Source organism: Chryseobacterium sp. FH1, assembly GCF_000735135.1.
Taxonomy (GTDB): Bacteria; Bacteroidota; Bacteroidia; order Flavobacteriales; family Weeksellaceae; genus Epilithonimonas.
The window spans coordinates 1-18,419 of the sequence record NZ_JPLZ01000009.1 but is presented as its reverse complement, the minus strand read 5'-3'; the positions used below and the strand labels follow the sequence as shown (position 1 = coordinate 18,419).

Annotated in this window: 18 protein-coding genes; 5 read left to right on the top strand and 13 right to left on the bottom strand. The window is 35.8% G+C overall.

Annotated features, from left to right (window positions below; all coding sequences use genetic code 11):
• The first annotated feature begins 74 nt into the window (after nt 1–74).
• The 4 genes from IO90_RS17785 to IO90_RS17770 all read left to right on the top strand — a co-directional run bounded on the left by IO90_RS17785 (nt 75) and on the right by IO90_RS17770 (nt 4,086).
• Nucleotides 75–662, top strand: a complete 588-nt coding sequence (locus IO90_RS17785; protein ID WP_034970655.1) for an IS1096 element passenger TnpR family protein — start codon at nt 75–77, stop codon at nt 660–662.
• Nucleotides 663–929: 267 nt separating this feature from the next.
• Nucleotides 930–2,684: an AMP-dependent synthetase/ligase gene (locus IO90_RS17780; RefSeq protein ID WP_034970652.1), complete on the top strand. Its 1,755-nt coding sequence runs from the start codon at nt 930–932 to the stop codon at nt 2,682–2,684.
• A 70-nt stretch (nt 2,685–2,754) separates the two neighbouring features.
• Nucleotides 2,755–3,807 carry a transglutaminase domain-containing protein gene (locus IO90_RS17775; protein ID WP_034970649.1) on the top strand — a complete coding sequence of 351 codons (1,053 nt, stop codon included), beginning with the start codon at nt 2,755–2,757 and terminating at the stop codon, nt 3,805–3,807.
• Between the two features lie 36 nt (nt 3,808–3,843).
• Nucleotides 3,844–4,086, top strand: a complete 243-nt coding sequence (locus IO90_RS17770) for a hypothetical protein (protein ID WP_034970644.1) — start codon at nt 3,844–3,846, stop codon at nt 4,084–4,086.
• 35 nt (nt 4,087–4,121) lie between these two features.
• On the opposite strand, the gene IO90_RS17765 is transcribed toward IO90_RS17770, so the two are convergent.
• The 7 genes from IO90_RS17765 to IO90_RS17735 all read right to left on the bottom strand — a co-directional run bounded on the left by IO90_RS17765 (nt 4,122) and on the right by IO90_RS17735 (nt 10,461).
• On the bottom strand, nt 4,122–4,316 hold the full coding sequence (locus IO90_RS17765; protein ID WP_034970641.1) for a hypothetical protein: 195 nt from the start codon (nt 4,314–4,316) through the stop codon (nt 4,122–4,124).
• 11 nt (nt 4,317–4,327) lie between these two features.
• On the bottom strand, nt 4,328–4,930 hold the full coding sequence (locus tag IO90_RS17760; RefSeq protein WP_034970638.1) for a MarC family protein: 603 nt from the start codon (nt 4,928–4,930) through the stop codon (nt 4,328–4,330).
• A 51-nt stretch (nt 4,931–4,981) separates the two neighbouring features.
• Nucleotides 4,982–6,715, bottom strand: coding sequence for a BatD family protein (locus tag IO90_RS17755; RefSeq protein WP_034970635.1), 1,734 nt, complete (start codon nt 6,713–6,715; stop codon nt 4,982–4,984).
• Nucleotides 6,716–7,444, bottom strand: coding sequence for a tetratricopeptide repeat protein (locus IO90_RS17750; RefSeq protein WP_051878930.1), 729 nt, complete (start codon nt 7,442–7,444; stop codon nt 6,716–6,718).
• Nucleotides 7,445–7,708: 264 nt separating this feature from the next.
• On the bottom strand, nt 7,709–8,554 hold the full coding sequence (locus IO90_RS17745; protein WP_034970632.1) for an ABC transporter permease: 846 nt from the start codon (nt 8,552–8,554) through the stop codon (nt 7,709–7,711).
• Nucleotides 8,551–9,450, bottom strand: coding sequence for an ABC transporter ATP-binding protein (locus IO90_RS17740; RefSeq protein ID WP_034970629.1), 900 nt, complete (start codon nt 9,448–9,450; stop codon nt 8,551–8,553). Before IO90_RS17740 ends, IO90_RS17745 begins: the two co-directional genes overlap by 4 nt.
• A gap of 105 nt (nt 9,451–9,555) precedes the next feature.
• Nucleotides 9,556–10,461, bottom strand: coding sequence for an SPFH domain-containing protein (locus tag IO90_RS17735; protein ID WP_410492600.1), 906 nt, complete (start codon nt 10,459–10,461; stop codon nt 9,556–9,558).
• A gap of 161 nt (nt 10,462–10,622) precedes the next feature.
• Between IO90_RS17735 and IO90_RS18545 the strand changes: the two genes are divergently transcribed.
• The gene (locus IO90_RS18545) at nt 10,623–12,266 is read left to right on the top strand and encodes a peptide-N-glycosidase F-related protein (protein ID WP_051878928.1); all 1,644 of its coding nucleotides are present in this window, start codon (nt 10,623–10,625) and stop codon (nt 12,264–12,266) included.
• A 71-nt stretch (nt 12,267–12,337) separates the two neighbouring features.
• On the opposite strand, the gene dacB is transcribed toward IO90_RS18545, so the two are convergent.
• From dacB to IO90_RS18740, 6 genes are all read right to left on the bottom strand, one after another.
• Nucleotides 12,338–13,789: a D-alanyl-D-alanine carboxypeptidase/D-alanyl-D-alanine-endopeptidase gene (gene dacB / locus IO90_RS17725; protein WP_034970623.1), complete on the bottom strand. Its 1,452-nt coding sequence runs from the start codon at nt 13,787–13,789 to the stop codon at nt 12,338–12,340.
• Nucleotides 13,790–13,938: 149 nt separating this feature from the next.
• Nucleotides 13,939–16,386, bottom strand: coding sequence for a primosomal protein N' (gene priA / locus IO90_RS17720; RefSeq protein ID WP_034970620.1), 2,448 nt, complete (start codon nt 16,384–16,386; stop codon nt 13,939–13,941).
• A gap of 86 nt (nt 16,387–16,472) precedes the next feature.
• Nucleotides 16,473–16,751 (bottom strand): Txe/YoeB family addiction module toxin, encoded by a 279-nt coding sequence (locus IO90_RS17715; protein ID WP_228374716.1) that lies wholly within the window; start codon nt 16,749–16,751, stop codon nt 16,473–16,475.
• Nucleotides 16,748–17,002, bottom strand: a complete 255-nt coding sequence (locus IO90_RS17710) for a hypothetical protein (RefSeq protein ID WP_034970618.1) — start codon at nt 17,000–17,002, stop codon at nt 16,748–16,750. Before IO90_RS17710 ends, IO90_RS17715 begins: the two co-directional genes overlap by 4 nt.
• 81 nt (nt 17,003–17,083) lie before the next feature.
• Nucleotides 17,084–17,779, bottom strand: coding sequence for an ABC transporter ATP-binding protein (locus IO90_RS17705; protein WP_034970615.1), 696 nt, complete (start codon nt 17,777–17,779; stop codon nt 17,084–17,086).
• A 364-nt stretch (nt 17,780–18,143) separates the two neighbouring features.
• Nucleotides 18,144–18,419, bottom strand: a 276-nt coding sequence (locus tag IO90_RS18740) for a transposase (RefSeq protein WP_034965284.1), incomplete at its 5' end; no start/stop codon positions are given.

The following is an 18,419-nucleotide window of genomic DNA, read 5'->3' as shown; positions in this document are numbered from 1 at the left end:
AAATTTTTATGGAATTTCATTTGTTTTATATTTGCAACATTAATCAAGCTAATAAAAGTTAAAGTAAAACAACAATGGTTTATAAGATAAGAGTAATTCTAGACGCCAAGGATACGATTTTCCGAGACGTAGAAGTCAAAGCGAAACAAACACTTTGGAATCTGCATTTGGGCATCAAAAGTGCGTTCAGTCTGCCTGGCGAGGAGTTGTCTTCTTTTTATTTTTCAGATGATGAATGGAATGAAGGTCGCGCAGTTCCTTTGGAGGATATGAGTGATGATGGTGACGGCGAGATAATGTCGGATGTGTATTTGCCAGAAGGTTTCCCTGCAGTTGGCGAAAAGATGAGATTCCAATACGGTTTTATCGAGCTTTGGGATTTCTACTGTGAACTTTTGGAAATCATAGATGAGAAGCCGGCGGTCAACTATCCAATCACGGTTTACAGATTTGGAAATGTTCCTTTGAAAGCGCCTAGCAAAACTGGCTCTTCTCTCAATGGAAAAAGCAAAAACTCTGCAATGCCGTTGATGGATGATGATTTTGGAGATTTCGAATCTGAATTCAAAGCTTCCAGTTTTGAAGATGAGGATGATGACTACAACGATGATGAGGAAGAAGATGGCTACAACGACGTTTTCGAAGAAGACGATGAAGATTAAGATTCATTTTGTACAATATTCTAAAAGCCCGATTTTTTCGGGCTTTTTTGATTTAAAATCAAAGAAATTTCCCATCATTTTCTTATTCTTATTTCTTTCTGAAAATCTGCAACGGTACAATTCTCAACATATTAGTGGGTAATATTTTCAGATTTTGGATTGTTGATAGAATTTGAATTATCTGAAAAGAAGCTTTTTTTATAGAATTATTAACAGTCGGTAGTGGCATATTTATTTATATTTGCTTTCAACGTAAGCTGAAACACTATGGAAGTAAAAAGGATTTTCGACATTCCTTATTATTCGAAAGCCAATTTCGAAAAAGATGATTTTGTCTGTGACAAAAGAAACGGAGGATGGGAAAAGGTATCAACTGATCAATATATCGATATTACAAATCAGCTTTCAAGAGCTCTTTTGAAATATGGTCTCAATAGAGGTGATAAAATTGCGCTCATCACTTCTACAAATCGTGTGGAATGGTGTTTTTTTGATCAGGCCTCTTTGCAAATCGGGCTGGTGACGGTTCCGATCTACCCTTCAATTTCAAGCGAAGATTGCGTTTATAATCTTGATAATTCTGATTCCATAATTTGTATAGTTTCCGATGAGAAATTATTTGAAAAAATAAGTTCCGTTAAGGATCAGCTTCCGGATTTGAAGGAAATCATCACGTTTGATGAAGTTTCCGGCGCCAAAAACTGGAAAGAATTATTCGATCTTGGAAAAGATAGGGATAATCAAAAAGAAGTTGATGATATTAAAAACTCAATTTCCGAGGATGAATTAGCGTCCATTATTTATACATCCGGAACAACTGGCCGACCAAAAGGTGTGATGTTGACACACAAAAATATCGTTTCTGACGTGATCGGCTGTGAAGATAGAATCCCTCACAAAGATCCCAAAAATCGAGCTTTGAGTTTTCTTCCGCTTTGTCACGTTTACGAGAGAATGATTCTTTATCTCTTTACAACCAACGGAATTTCCATCTATTTTGCTGAAAGTAATGATAAACTAAGTGAAAACCTTAAGGAAGTGAAACCTCAATATCTGACTGTTGTTCCGAGAATGATCGAAAAAGTCTTTGATGCTATCAACAAAAGAGGAACAGAATCAGGTGGTATCAAATCAAAAATATTTCGTTGGTCCCTGAAAGTAGCTGAAAATTACAAATTGGGAACTTCAAAATCGCTTTCACAAATCATTGCAGACAAACTCGTATTCAGCAAATGGAGAGAAGGCTTGGGAGGAAATTTGATTACTTTGGTTTCGGGATCTGCCGCTTTATCCAAACGATTGAATACGATGTTCCACGCTGCAGGAATTCCTATTTTGGAAGGTTATGGTTTGACGGAAACTTCACCGGTGATTGCAGTTAATAGTTTTGGATACACCAAAATCGGATCGGTTGGACGACCTATTGAAAATATTGATGTGAAGATCCAAGAAGATGGTGAAATCACCGTGAAAGGACCGACCGTGACACAAGGCTATTACAAAGACGATGAAAAAACGAAAGAAGCTTTTACCGATGATGGCTATTTCCGAACTGGCGATATTGGAATGTTGGATGAAGATAATTTCCTTTTCATTACCGACAGAAAAAAGGAAATGTTCAAAACTTCTGGCGGAAAATATATTGCACCACAAATGATTGAAAATCTAGCCAAATCATCGCAATTCATTGAACAAATTATGGTTGTGGGTGACGGCGAAAAAATGCCGACCGCACTTGTTCAACCGGATTTTGAATATGCAAAAAACTGGGCTTCAAAGAACAAGATCAACATTGGAACTTCAACAGAAGAAATCGCCAAATCCAAAGAGCTGAAAGACGAAATCCAAAAAGAAATTGAAAAAGTAAATCTACATCTTGGAAAATGGGAACAAATCAAAAAGATTGAATTGACGCCCAAAATATGGACAGAAAACAATGGTCTTTTAACGCCAACTTTGAAACTTAAAAGGAAAGTAATCAAAGCAGAATTCCAAGATTTGTATGACAATCTTTATAAATAAAATCTAAAGCTATCTGAAAGGATGGCTTTTTTGTTTTTTAATTATTAGTTTTATGAATTAGAAATACAATATGAAGTTTCCTGAGAAATTAATTCATCTAACTTTCATACTTTTTTTCGCATTTTCATTTGGTCAAAACAATTTTCAAAAAATTGATAGCATTGCTCATACAGCCAATTACAAGGGCGATTTGAATCAACTTGTTTTTCACTTAACTGAAAATTTGCAGAATGAAATTGATAAAACAAGAGCAATTTATTCCTGGATTATTGACAACATTAGTTATGATTATAAACTTTTTAATGAGGCAAGAAAAAGCATCAAGATAAAATGTAAAAACAAAAATGACTGCAATATCAAAAAGAAAGAATACGAAAATAAAATTATAGAAAAGGTTTTGCGGAAAAGAAAGGGGATCTGCTCTGGATATTCACTCCTTTTCAAAAGAATGTGTGAACTAGCAAAAATCACCTGCATCAGTATTGATGGTTATGTGAAGACAAACTCTCGTCACGTCGGAAATACGGGGATTTTGGATCACGCCTGGAATGCCGTAATCATCGATGGGCAAACTTATTTTTTAGACCTAACTTGGGCTTCTGGATATTGCGAAAAAGGTGAAAACAAAAAATTGAAGAATTTTGTCAAAAAGAAAAATGATTTCTATTGGTTTACGCCAACGGACAAATTCACCATTGACCATTTCCCAAAAAATCCTGAAAAAGTTCTAAATTTTGACATCGAAAAAGACGATTATAAAAATCAACCTTACATCGAAAATAGCATTATTCCCTTCATCGAAATTGAAAATCCCGAACAAGGTATCATTGTAACAAAGGTTAACGATCCGATTGTCTTTAAGTTCAAATATTCTAAGGAAATCAAGAAACTTCAAATCAATACCAATTTAAAAAGAAATCCCAAATTCTATTCGACTAATAAAAAAGGAGAAAAAGTATTCAATCAGAAAGCTTTTGACAAGCAAGAGTATATCAACTTTGATAAGATTAATGACGATTACACCTTCTCTTATAAAATTGAAAAAGACAATCTTAAATACATCGAAATTTGGTTTGATTACAATCTGAAATTAAAATATCTGATAAAAATTGAACAAAATTAGAAACATCTATCTTTGTCTGTAATTTTATTTGAAGATATGAATATCACCCGCAGAGAATTAATAAACATTTGCAATCGATTTTTGGACGACAAGATCAGTAAAGAGGAGATCATTCACTTTGCTACGTCTGTGATGTTTGATGACGAGGACAAATATGAATGCGAAGATGAGATTGTAGAAGAGATTCTCGCGCAATGGGACAACGTTCATACCCAATCCAAAATCAATACTAATAGCATTAAATTGCTCAGAAATGCACTTCTAAAAATGGAACTATAAAGCAAAAAAAGTCCCGAGATCATCGGGACTTTTTTTTATTTTTTCTCTGCCAACTTGCTCCACGAATGGAGAATGTAAACGACAATGATTCCTAAAATCCCTGCCGAAATAGAGAAGATATGTTGCGTATTTTCATCATTCAAAAAGCCTACATACCAATTGATCGCATAAAAATTGATGGCGATAAAAATGATAAAAAGGACTAAAAATACTTTATAAAATGTTTTCATTCTGAGGAAATTTAAAAATGTACGTAATTCTGAAATAGCTGTGCAAAGTTAGCGGTAAATAATTTAATAGAGATGGCCAAAAGTATAATTCCGAAAACTTTTTGCAAAACCTGCAAAGAACCCTCCCCCATTTTTCTCTCTATCCACGGCGCTAATCTAAGAACGATGTAAACTAATATTGTATTAAGTACGATCCCACAAATAATGTTGATATCGTGATATTCTGCTCGTAAAGATAAAGTCGTAGTCAAAGTTCCAGCTCCGGCAATCAAAGGAAATGCGATTGGAACAATGGATGCGGCCTGAGGTTGATTGGTCTTATGGATTTCGATTCCCAAAATCATCTCGATGGCTATTATAAAAATAACAAAAGCTCCAGCTATAGCGAAAGAATTGACATCTACACCGATAAACTTCAGAATATTATTACCAATGAACAGAAACGAAATCATCAAGATTCCAGCAACAATCGCCGCTTTCTCTGACTCGATTTTTCCAAACTTTTGACGCAGTGACACAATGATTGGGACAGATCCCAATATGTCAATCACCGCAAATAAAACCATAAAGGCCGTCATTGTTTCCTTGATTGAAAATTCTTCTAAAAATTCCATAACTTTGATTTTAAAGATTTCGCAAAAATATGAAATATTCTTGACAATTCTCTAAATCAAATTATAGACTTCTTCTATTTCTCTTAAAATCTCTTTTTGTTTGTCTTGTGAAGAAAAAGGCGAGAATTTTTCTATATTGACTTTGGTAATCAATTGGTTGTATTTTTCAACCGATGCTAAGCCAAAATTAGTTTTAAGATAGTCAGCAAAACCAAGTACATTCTTGGATTTAAAATATTGATCTGCATCCGATTTCAATGCTTCGAATCCTTCAAAAAAACGAGTTGTGTCACCTTCATCAATCACTTTCTGTAAATAATTGAAATGGGAATTCAAATCAAAGTTATTTTTATTCCTCAACAAAGCTTCTGTCTCGGCAATCGTGACAATTGGTCTGGAATTGATTTGTTCCTTCTCCAGATTCTGTTTCTTTTTTTCTTTAATTTTTCTATTAAAATAAATAAATGCAAAAGCTCCAACGCAAATTATCATAAGATTTCCGACGATAATCAGCCAGCTCATATTTTTATGTTCTTTCACTTTCAGCTTCTCTGTGTTCATCACTGGAGAATCCACTTTTTCCAAAACAGTGTTGGTATATTCGTTCACTTTTTGCAAAGTCGTTTTGGCATTGGCAATGTCTTGAGCATTCACAGCATTTAGCGTCAATGTCTTTGATCCAAGCGTCACGTACTTTTCTTCTTTCGGATCGAAATATGAAAAAACCTCTGTCGAAATCTTCAAATCACCTCTTTTTTTCGGAATTATGACGTACTGCGCTTCTACCTCACCTTCTATTCCTTTGGCTGTTGCAACTGAATTATTTACTATTTTCGGTTCGAATATTTCATAATCCGGAGAAGGTAAAATTTTCGGAACTATTGCTGGCGAAAGATTTCCGCTTCCGATAACTTTAACAGAAATATTAAAGGCTTTATTGATTTCAAAATTCTCTTTGCCTTTGTCAATCATTTCAACCTTAACATCATACTTTCCAACCGCATCATTGAAGTTTTTTGGCGCACCCTCAGGCAATTTTTTTACATTGAGTTTCACCTTATTGGAAACCAGCGTGTTTCTATGATTGCCAAAAGGAACTTCCAACGGCGGAACATCCATTACTCCAGCTACTTTTGGAACGACGACAAACATCCCAATGATTTGCGAAGAGTAGTTATTTTCAGAATCTTCTATGGATTCGTCAAAGTTAGCAATGGAACGTATGGAAAGATTTTTTGCAGGTTCAAACTTCGCAGGTTCAAGATTACGAAAATTCGAAATACTTCTGGAAAAAGCCTTTAGAACCACCACAGTTGGCTCATTTTTATAAACCTCTTTCTCTTTGACCTGCATATTGAGGTACATATTTTTCGCAGGATTGATAGCGACAGCTTTTTTATCAGCTTCTTTTACAAAAATATCAATGGGTTCTGTTTTGTACATTTTCCCGTTGACCTGAACCAATGCGGAACCAATTTTAATATTGCCTACCTGTTTTGGATCGAGTATGAACTGATAAACAAACTGATTGATCCTAATTTTTTTAATCGGATCTATAAACGTGTTTTGCTCAGATGCATAATCATAATTGAATTTTGAAAAATCTGGAAGCTTGACTGGCGTTTCTTGAATCAGGTCTTCGCCAAAGATTTCCAACACAACTGTAAAGACAATTGGCCTGTTCATCTTCACCTCAGTGGTATTGACCTCTGAGTAAAGATTAACCTGAGCAAAGGTAAAGCCCGATGCTAAAAGGAATAATATGTATAAATTTTTCTTTATCATTTACCAATCCTTTTCTTTGCTCTGTGGCATCGAATTGGATTTTTTGTTTAAAATTCTTCGTGCAGTTTCTTTCTCCTGATTTTCGATGTCTTTCAGGATCATTTTTTCTGCTTCTTCAGGGATTTTATTTTCTTCTTTCTTCGGCTGATTCGGCTTTCCTTGGTCTTTGCCTTTTTGATCATTTCCTTTGCCGTCTTGCTGATTTTTCTTTTGGTTGCCTTTGTCAGAATCGTCTTTGTTCTTCTGATCTTTGTCGCCACCTTTTCCCTGCTTCTGTTTCTCCTTCTCTTTTTTCTCCTTGTCCTTCAGCATTGCGATTTCGTAATTCTTTCGGATGGCTTCGTTGTAAGGATCTTGTTTCAAAGCTTTTTTGTAAAGCTCGGCCGCTTTTTCAGGATTGTTGGATTGGATCGAAACATTTCCCATATTGTAAAGCGCCGCCGCCTTTTCAAAATTGCTTTTGGTATACTTTGTCGCTTTTTCGTATTCAGAGGTTGCCTCTTCGTATTTTTTGCTTTTGTAAAGCGCATTTCCTAAATTGTAATGCGCGGTGTAACTGCTATTTTTTTCAGCGATTGCTTCCAGATATTTGCTTGATGCGGCATCATATTCCTTTGCATCGAATTTCTTATTACCTTCGTAAACCGATGCATTATAACTCTTCTGCGCAACAAGAAATTGCGAGGAGATTATTATAAAAATTAGGGTGAGAGTAATCTTAAAATTCATTGATACAAAATTATTCGATTTAATGTTAAAACGAACACATCAAAAGTTAAAGTTCGGTTAAAAATTTATCCACGGAAAAGCCTTTGAACAAAGCAGTTATTAACAATTTAGTTATCAATTTAACATAATAAAACCACTGAAAATGATCTCAATGGTTTTATATTTTATCGATGTTGATGAAATTTCGTATTAAATATAGCTTTATATAAATTAATATAAACAATTAATATTTAAATATTTACATACTTTAATTTAAATTCAATTCTACCAGTCTTTTTTCTTTAAAATCAAATAACTTCCTGCGACAAAAACAATTGACCACACGATACAAGCAACAACACTTTCCCACGGATATTCAAATTTGAACTGAACACCAAACATCTCTGCCATCTTGGTTCTCACTAATGGATTTGGAATCAGTTTCGACATACTTTCCAAGGGTAAAAAATCTGTAATGTAAGTTTTATTTACTGCAATAGTTGATTTGTCTTTTGGATCAAAATTCTTCATCACAGCAAATTTTTCTATGCCAGACAAAACACCTTCTACAAACCAAACCATAAAAAATCCAAGAAATACAAAAATCGATTTTCTAAACAAAATAGAAAGAAACATCAGAAATGAAAAGAATGTAAAAAGCTTCAAAAAGTAATTGAATATAAAATAAATCTCTTTGAAAACCAATTCATTTTCCTGCGTCGCCGAATAACTTTTCCCCAAAATAAAAGCAATCACAAAAACAAACAATGTCGAAAATCCAGTGAAAACCAAAATCGTCAAAAGTTTCGAAGCAATAAATTCTTCCCTACTCAATCCATCAATCAAATTTTGTTTGAACATTCTATTGCTAAACTCCTGACAAATCGAGAAAACAATTATACAACCAAGAAATATTTTCAACAGCCCAACTATCCAAGTCGTAAAATTCCAAACACCTGGAAAATTGTACATTCCTTGTTCTTTCAAATTGACCTTCATTCCCAAAAGATCAAAATCTACCAAACCTATGAACAACAAAGCAATCAAAATAACAAAATAAATCCCTGCAAATATTTTGAACGGACTGTAATTCAAGTTTTTGAGATATTCTAATTTTAATAATCTGATCATGAGTTGGATTGTTTTACAAGTTCTAGGAATTGGGTTTCGAGGCTTTCTTTTTTCTTGAACAAATGAGATAGGAAAATCCCTTTTTCAAATAGTTTTTTATTAAGTTCTGATGCCGAAATATCTTCAGAAATCTGTGCAATCACCAGCTGGTCTTTTTCTTTGACGCTGGAAAAAATATTCAAATTATTAAGTGCATTGATCAAGGCATTTTTGTCATCAGACTTCAATTCGAAGAAACCTTTTGTGTTGCTCATCGCATCTACAGAACCAGAATAGATGGCTGTTCCGTGCTTCAAAACGATCACGTGGCTACAGATTTTCTCGATCTCGTCCAGGAGGTGACTTGCAACGATAATCGTGGTTCCGGATTTCGCAATTGTGTTTATAATGTCCCGAATTTGGATGATTCCTTCCGGATCCAGTCCATTTGTAGGCTCATCTAGAATCAAAACCTCAGGATTTGCCAACAATGCCGAAGCAATCGCCAAACGCTGTTTCATCCCCAAAGAATAGGTTTTGAAAGCATCTTTTTTCCTTGCTAGAAGATTGACGGTTTCCAAAACCTGATCAATTCTTTGACTAGCAACACCTTTGATCTTCGCTACGATTTCAAGATTTTTCTCTGCTGACAAATACGGATAGAAATTCGGTTGCTCGATAATTGCCCCGATTTTTTTGAGAGTATCCGTATCCGTTCCATCCTTCCCAAACCACTTCCAACTTCCAGAAGTTGGATTGATCGTAGAAAGCAACATCCCAAATGTCGTGGACTTTCCGCTTCCGTTTGGTCCCAAAAGACCGTAAACATTTCCTTTCTCTACGTCGAAGGAAATATTATTAACCGCAATCTGCTTGAATTTTTTGGTTAAATTTTTGACTTCCAAGATTTTATCCATCTATTATTTTTTTTAAATAGTCTATTAATATAGTTTTTAGTTACAAACCAAACATTAAAAAAAGCCCGACGAATCGGACTCTAATTTATTTAATTTTCTAAACTGTTAACGGCGAGGCGCAGTGTCTGTATCATCTAATTTCTTGGAAACAGCCATTGCTGCTACCAAATCATTTAACATAGAACTTGCTGCGGTCGGCGTATTTGGCAACAAGACAAGATTTGAACGGTTGTTTGCACCAATTGACTGCAATGTATCATAATGCTGAGTCACCACGATCAAGGCGGAAGCTTCGTGCGCATCGATCTGCACGCTGTTTAGCATTTTTACAGATTCTTCAAGACCTTTTGCAATCTCTCTTCTTTGGTCTGCAATACCTTGTCCTTGTAGTTTTTTTGATTCTGCTTCTGCTTTTGCAACGGCAACGATTCTGATTCTTTGCGCTTCGGATTCATATTCTGCAGCTGTTTTTTCCCGTTCGGCCGCATTGATTCTATTCATCGCGTGTTTCACTTGATCGTCGGGATCAATGTCTGTTACCAAGGCTTTGATGATATCATAACCATAACTTTGCATCGCTTCTTGAAGTTCTGCCTTTACAGCAACAGCTATATCATCTTTCTTCAAGAAAACATCATCTAATTTCAATTTTGGAACTTCTGCTCTTACAACGTCAAAAACGTAAGACGTAATCTGGTCGTGTGGACTTTCCAAACGATAAAATGCATCTGCAACTTGTGTTCTAATCACTTGAAACTGTACAGAAATTTTCATTTTAACAAAAACGTTATCAAGCGTTTTGGTATCAATCATAACATCCAATTGCTGAATACGAAGATTCATTCTTTTGGAAATCTGATCGATAAACGGAATTTTCAAATGTAAACCAGCATGTCTTGCAGAATGGAATTTGCCCAAGCGTTCTACGAGTGCTGCGGTTTCTTGCTTGACAGTAAAAAAAGAAGCAAATAGAACTATAAGTCCAAAAAATGCGGCAATCCAAATAAACATCATAATATAAATTTTTCTAAAGATAAGATTTTTAAAAGGAAATTCAAAGTGATTTTGGAATTTCGTTAATTATCATCAATACTATTTTTTGTTATAAAAGTTACAATAAAAGTTTATTATTAATAAACATTTTTTAAATTTGTTATGAAATTAAATCTTATATGAAGAAAAAACTATTCTTTGCAGTTGCAGGACTTTTTACAAGTTCTCTTTTTTTCGCACAAAACGTTTCTGTTTTCAATGACGTTCCGTTTTACAGCATGTACCATTATTTAGGCGAAGGGCAAACCATGCCACCGGAAGCCTATTCTCAAATTCCAGCTGGAGCAATCAGACTTCACGCCTACGAGCAGGATATCATTTCCAGAAGATTGACAGAGGCGGAAATCGCAACTATGGGAAGCAGCGTCAAGATGAACATTACCTTGATTGCGGCTTGCGACAATTATGACAGAATTGCGGGAGTGAATTTGGTTCTTGTCCCAAAAGGAAGTACTACTTACACGTTCAATCAATCAGATATCAAAAGAATCGAGATTGGGCGTTTCATCACTCCATTTATGAACAAGAATGCAGCGATAAAAGAAGTTCCTTACAGTTACCAAATTGATAATATTTCAAATATCCTGCATGATACTGCTTTATCCGCGACTTATGATTTTTGGATCGAGTTCCGTGCAGATGGATATTCTGCGGCAGCAAATACGGAAGTTGCAGGTTGCGCAGACAGAACGGATGTTTTCCGTGGAAATTTGGAATTTGTGACCAGTGGCACAGCAACACCAGCAGAAAATTTCTTTTTACCAATCTCTTATCGTGACAACCTGAACAATTACAACGCGACAGATGTTCCGGGGCAAACAATTAGAATTGTCACTTTCAGTCTTAACCAACCTGTAAATGACGCAATTCTTTATCTTTCCACTTCCAATCACGGTTCTAATGCAGGTGGTGAGGAATATGTAAGAAGAGAACATTACGTGTATTTGGACAACCAATTGGTTCATCAATACAAACCTGGCGGAAAATCTTGCGAAGATTATAGAAAATATAATACACAAGGAAACGGTATATATGGCAGCACTGCACAACCGCTTAGAAGATGGATCTCATGGAACAACTGGTGCCCTGGCGACGCTATCCCAAATCGTGAGGTGAAGCTAGGGAATCTTTCTGCGGGAACACATACTATCAAATTGGATGTTCCTACTGCAGTTTTCGCAGCACAACAAGGTTACTTTCCGATTTCTATGTATATTCAAAATAATGAAAGCGGACAAATCATCTGTGCCAATCCAGCAGATTTTACTGTAAACAGCCAGCAAGGAACCACGGTAAGCCTAGGATGGAAAGAAAAAGGAACTGCAACAGATTGGGAAGTTCTCTGGGGCAGAAGAAATTATTACGCCTTATCCAGTGAGTTTTATCAACAAGTAAGTGAAAATCCAACTGCAACCAGAAATGACCTAACAAATAATTGGACTTATGAAATGTATGTAAAATCCAAATGTACAAATGACGTCAACAGTCTTTGGGTTGGTCCTATTTTCTCTAGTCAAATCTTATCAACAGGAGAAACTTCTCTTGAAAAAGTAGCTGTTTATCCAAATCCTACTAAAGATTTTGTAAACATCAATACAACTTCTAAAGTCTCCAAAGTGACCGTTTTTAGCACGGATGGAAAACAAATGCTGGAGGATTCAACTTCAAAAATCAATGTTTCAAAATTGCCAGCAGGTGTTTACTTGTTGAAAATAGATTTTGCTGATGGAAAATCATCGACTCAAAAAATCGTGAAGCAATAGACTAAAAGATTCTATTATAAATAAAAGCCAGCATGATTCATAATTATGCTGGCTTCTATTTTAATAATTTGTTACAAATCTAAGGTCGGGTCCAGCAATTGCTCCATCCTGTCTTTCACCTGCGCTACGGAACCTGAGAATCTATTAATTAAAAGGGAAAAAGCAAGCGTTCTGTTGCTTCTGGTTTTGATGTAGCCAGCCAAACATTTCACCCCATTCAAAGTTCCAGTTTTCGCGAAAATCTGTCCATTGGAGTTGACCAAAAACATATGTTTCAATGTTCCGGTTTGTCCCGCGATTGGCAAAGATTCCAAATACTCTTTATAATAAGGCGTTTTCATCATCGCCGTCAAGAACTTAACTTGCGAAATTGGCGTCACCGTATGCGCTTTGGAAAGTCCGCTTCCGTCCATAAAATTGAGTCCAACGGTATCAAAATTAATATCTTTCAAATGGTCTGTCACAACGATTCTTCCAGATTCTGTGGTTTGGTCGCCCAATTTCATAAAACCATTCGATTTCAAGATAGCTTCAGCATAACCGTTGTCACTTCTTTGATTCGTGTAATTCACGATTTCTGCTAAAGTCGGTGATTTGTAAGTCGTCAGGATTTCTCTTGGTTCTGGTTCCCTATCAACTATTTTCGGCGTTACTTTTCCAACGATTGAAATCTTACTTTTCACCAAGCCTTCTCTTAATTTGTTAGCCAAAAAAGCAGGTGGTTCTGCGACTTTCGTCGTCACCCAAGCGCCATCAAATTGGTCTGCAAAAACCATCTTGTTGGAGTAAGGCGAAACGTAAAAATATTTTTTTACCTGATTGAAAGGATTGTTGGACTGGCTTACAATCAGTTTTTCATTTCTTGGATTGATGTCTTTTGTAGTGCCGACTGGCAGGAAATAATTGGCTTGTTCCAACCAAACGATGTTCTGCGGAAGGTCGGTTTTATTTTCTTTGAAAATCGCTGTTTGGATGATGATATCGCCCGTGATTTTCTTGATTCCTTTATCTCTTATCGCGTCCAGATATTGATTCACGATTTGACCGTAACTCGATGCGCCACCTCTGTTTCCGCCCAAAGACGGGTCGCCACTTCCTACGACGTAAAGATTTCCGGTCAAAACACCTTCTTCATCGATGCTTCCAGAATATTCCAACTGCGTGTTCCATCTGTATTTGGTTCCCAACAGTGCAAAAGCGGTTTCCGTAGTCAACAGTTTTGTGGTCGAAGCTGGAACCAATGGTGCATTTTCGTTATAAGAAGTGACGATTTTTCCAGTTTTGGTATCATAAACCACAAATCCCCAATTCGCATTTCGGAGAACTGGGTCGGTGAACATTTTGTTGATGTTGAATTCGATTTGCTCTTTTGGAGACAGCAACGCCTTCTCCGCGGTGATGTCTTTTACGAGAAGTTGTTGGTCTGCAACCTGAGGTAAAGTTCCTGCAGATGTGCCTTGTGAAAAAATAAAAGAGGAAAGCCCTAAGCCTAAAATCGAAAAATAATTTTTGAATTTATTCATTCTCAAAAGAATTACATTTTTTATTGAATTATTTTTAATTAAGATTTTGAAGAAATTAATCTAATTTCAAAACGTAGTAAATTTAGAGAATATTGCCAAGGAAGTTACGGGAACCCGTAATAAAAGATTCAAAATTTTGTTAATTATAGTTAAAAATCAACCAGAAAATCTTTTTTGATAGATTTGTATGCGGTAATTTCATCAAATTCTTCCAAAGATTTCGCAAGCAATTCTTTGTAGATTTTGTAGTTTTTATTCTTCGGAAACTTCAGTAGAATCTGATATTGATAAAGATTGTTGATTCGGGCAATGGGGGATTTTTCTGGTCCTAGAATGCATTCTTCGGGAATATATTTTCTCAAAACCGAACCCAGAAATTGCGAAGCTCTGTTCAATTTGTCTTCTTTTCTGTGTTTCAGCTCAATCATTATCAATTTCACAAATGGCGGATAGAGAAATTTCTTTCGTTCATCTAGGAAATAATCGTAAATTTCTTTAACATTCTGATTTTTAATCAATTTAAAAATCGAATGTGATGGATTGTAAGTTTGAATCAAGATTTTTCCTTCTCCAGAAACCCTTCCCGCTCTTCCTGCAACTTGCGTAATTAATTGATAAGCTCTTTCCTCAGCCCGAAAATCCTGGACATAAATCAAAGCGTCCGCTTTAGGAATCACGACCAATTCTATGTTTTCAAAATCTAAACCTTTAGAAATCATCTGCGTTCCGACCAAAATATCAGTTTCGCCATTTTCCAGTTTTTCGTAGAGTTTTTCGTACGCAAACTTCTTGCGCATCGCATCTACATCCATTCGGTCAACTTCGGCTTCGGAAAAAATCTTTTGAGTTTCCTCCTCGATTTGCTCCACGCCAACACCTTTTGTGTTCAGATTGGTACCGTGACAACTCGGGCAAGCCGTCGGTTTTCCGGCTCTGTGTCCGCAATAATGGCATTTCAGTTCATTCGCAGATTTGTGATAGGTCATCACGACGTCGCAATTGCTACAATAAGTTACGTGTCCGCAAGTTTCACACTCAATGACATTGGCGTATCCACGGCGGTTGTGGAGAATGATGCTTTGTTTTTTGTGCTTAAGTTGAAGATTGATTTCGTCAACCATTTTCTGGCTGAAATTTCCAATGATTTTCTTCTGACTCTGCGCTTCCTTAACATCGATGATTTCAAATTTGGGAACATCCACATTCCCAAACCTCTCATTCAAAGGCACATAGCGTAGTTTGTCCTTCATCGCCAAATCATAGCTTTCCAACGATGGTGTTGCTGAACCTAGAATCAGTTTTGAATTGTAAAATTCTGTCAACATCATCGCTGAATCTTTCGCATTGAAAAAGAAATTGGAATCTCTAGATTTATATGCAGAATCGTGTTCTTCATCAACGATTATCAATCCTAAATTTTCAAATGGCAGAAACAAAGAATTCCGAGTTCCAATCAGGATTTGAAGTTCATTTTTTTTGATTTTCCGCCAGACTTCTACCCTTTCAAAATCCGTTAATTTGTTGTGATAAAATCCGAGTTTTTTACCGTATTTTTTTTCGAGACGAATGGTGATTTGTTTTGTCAAAGCAATTTCTGGCAAAAGCAAAAGCACATTTTTTCCTGAATTGACACAATCTTCGATTTTTTCTAAATAGATATGCGTTTTTCCGGAAGATGTGATGCCGTGGAGCAAAACATTTTTGTCTTCTTCAAAGGCTTTATTAATTTCCGAAACCGCCAACTTTTGATTTTCAGTCAATTGCTCAATTTCCTCCAACTCGCCTTCATAAGAATCGATTCTGTCTTTTTCGAGATAATATTCTGAAACCCAACCTTTTTCTATCAAAGATTTGAGTTGCTGATTGACAAAATTGCCTTCATCAAAAACCAAGGATTTCCGAATCGGTGTTTTAGGTTCATCAATTTGTTTAGATAAAATATTGAGAAATAAATCTTTCTGTTTCTTGGCTTTATCCAATTTCAAAAGAATCTTCGCCAGATTTTCCGAAACCAAAGCTTCATCATTCACTTTCACGTAAGCGATTTCCTTGGCCTTATATTTCTCCGTGATTTTTTCATCGACCGAAATATATCGTTCATCAATCAAAGCATTGATGGTTTTGATAATTTCTTTTTTTGGAATGAAAGCTTCAATTTCCTGCAAATTTAACATTTGACGCACTTCCAAAGCTTGAAGAAGATAGGTTTCATTCGCATCCAGATTTTGCCAATCGATTGTCCTTTCTGATAATAATCGGACGTAAGTTTCACTTTCCAATTTCAGTGAAGACGGAAATGCAAAACGGTAGATTTCGCCGAGATTGCAGAGATAATAGGAACTCATCCAATTCCAGAATTCCAATTGTTGTTTTGGAACAATCGGTTGATTGTCCAGCAAATTGATGATTTCTTTCGGAACAAAACTATCCTCGAATTCATCAAATAATTCGGCGACAATTCCAGTGTAGATTTTCTTTCCGCCAAACGGAATCAGAACGCGCATTCCAACTTCAATGTTATCCAAAAAATCCTCTGGAACTTTGTAGGTGAAAGTTCCTTTGAGATTGAGCGGAAGAATGATTTGAGCGAAGTTCATTTTTTGTCAGAAGTCGGAAGTCTGAGGTCAGAAGATATTAAAAATATGGTATTAAGATAAATTGTTTTATTTCAGGATTAGAATTCTTACTTGTCGCCATAATGACCTTTTGCAGAAATGATTTCTACGGTTACAATATTTTCTTCGACACTATAGACCAAGCGGTTTTTGCTGTCGATTCGTCTTGACCAAATATTACCGTTTTTATGCTTTAGGCGTTCAGGTTTTCCCGTTCCAGAGTAAGGATTAATACGAAGTTCATCAATAAAAATATCAATTTTCTTCAAAGCCGATTTATTACCCGATTTTCTAAATGATAGGATGTCTTTTTCTGCTTCATCTGAAAGTTTTATTTGAAAAATCATAAACCCAATAATTCTTTCTGAGCTTCTACTGAAAGTATTTTAGATTTTGATTTCCCTGTCTTTAAGTTCTCTATTCTTCTTTCCAATTCCGCTACGTTCTCTGGAATATCAAAATATGGGTCGTTGCTGGGACTTAAGCTTTCCGATTTTCCTTCTTTAAAAACAAATTGCGCATCCAAAGCTTTCAAGACTTTTTTAAGTAATGATGCTTCTTTTCTGTTTCTTGGATGTATGATGATTGATGCTTCCATCGTATTTTATTTTATTAAACCTCTACGAATTTACAATTTTTAATTTTTGTTTAAAATATCATTTAGTAATCGTGACAATAATTAAATCGTATAACTCTGGAACGCTTCCTCCAAACTTCCAAATTTCCCCTTGAACTCAGAGATTGGTGAATCCTGGATGATGTTTCCTTGGTGAATCAAAATCACTCTGGAACAAAGCGCTTCTACTTCTTGCATAATATGCGTGGACAAAATCACGGTTTTTTCTTTCCCGATTTCTTTGATGACGTTTCGGATTTCGACGATTTGATTTGGGTCGAGGCCGTTGGTTGGTTCGTCTAGGATTAATAAATCCGGCTCGTGGAGAATGGCTTGAGCGAGTCCTACACGCTGTTTGTAGCCTTTGGAGAGTTGGGAAATTTGCTTGGATTTTTCTGGTGTGATTCCGACCAATTCTATCACTTCTTCTACTCTTTCTTTTTTGATGTTGTGAAGATTGGCTACGAATTGCAGATATTCTTTGACATACATCTCGTTGTAAAGCGGATTGTTCTCCGGCAGGAAACCGATGTTCTTTTTTGATTCGATTTCGTTTTCTTTGATGTTTTTGTCATTGAACAAAATTTCGCCTTCGTCGATTTTCAGGACGCCTGTGATGGATTTCATCAAGGTGGATTTTCCGGCGCCGTTTGGGCCGAGAAGTCCGATGATTTCGTTATTTGAAATGCTTATGTTGATATCGTTGAGCGCAATTTGCTCTCCGAATTTTTTTGTGAGTCCTGAAATTTTTAAAGACATTCTTTTTTGATTAAAAAATTAAAGAATTAAATGATTAAAAAATTAGCAACCGATTTGACTGACTAAAATTTCTCTAAATAATTTTGAGTACAAAGTTAAGAAATTGAAATAGTCTGCGAGATTATTTTAAACGCAAAGATTTTTTTGACATTATTGAAAATATTTTTAAGGCTCGCAAAGACGTAAAACTCATCAAAGAAAAAAGTTTAAAATTATTTTTGTCATTCCGTAGGAATCTCAACAGTTCAGATTCCTTCGGAATGACAATATTATGGATAAAAAAATTCGTTAGTTTCAAAGATTGAGAAAATGCTGATTTATAGACAAATGTTCGAACCTTGCGAAGCGCGCCCCGACTTGATTTCTATGGACAAACCAAATTATTTTGGTAGTTTTTCTCGTAATTTCTGCCGGAGTTCACCACTGCAAAAATACGGTGAATGATTTTGTTGCGTATATTGTTCAAAACCAACATCTTATTCTTTCCTTCAGACACTTTTCTCAAGTAATAGCTCCGCAAGTCATTCTCAGACCGTATCACACTCATCGAGGCAAGATGTAGAACACTTTTCAGAGATCTATCGCTGAACATCGATACTCGTGGCCTAAACCGTATCGAACTGCCTGACTGATGGTCAAA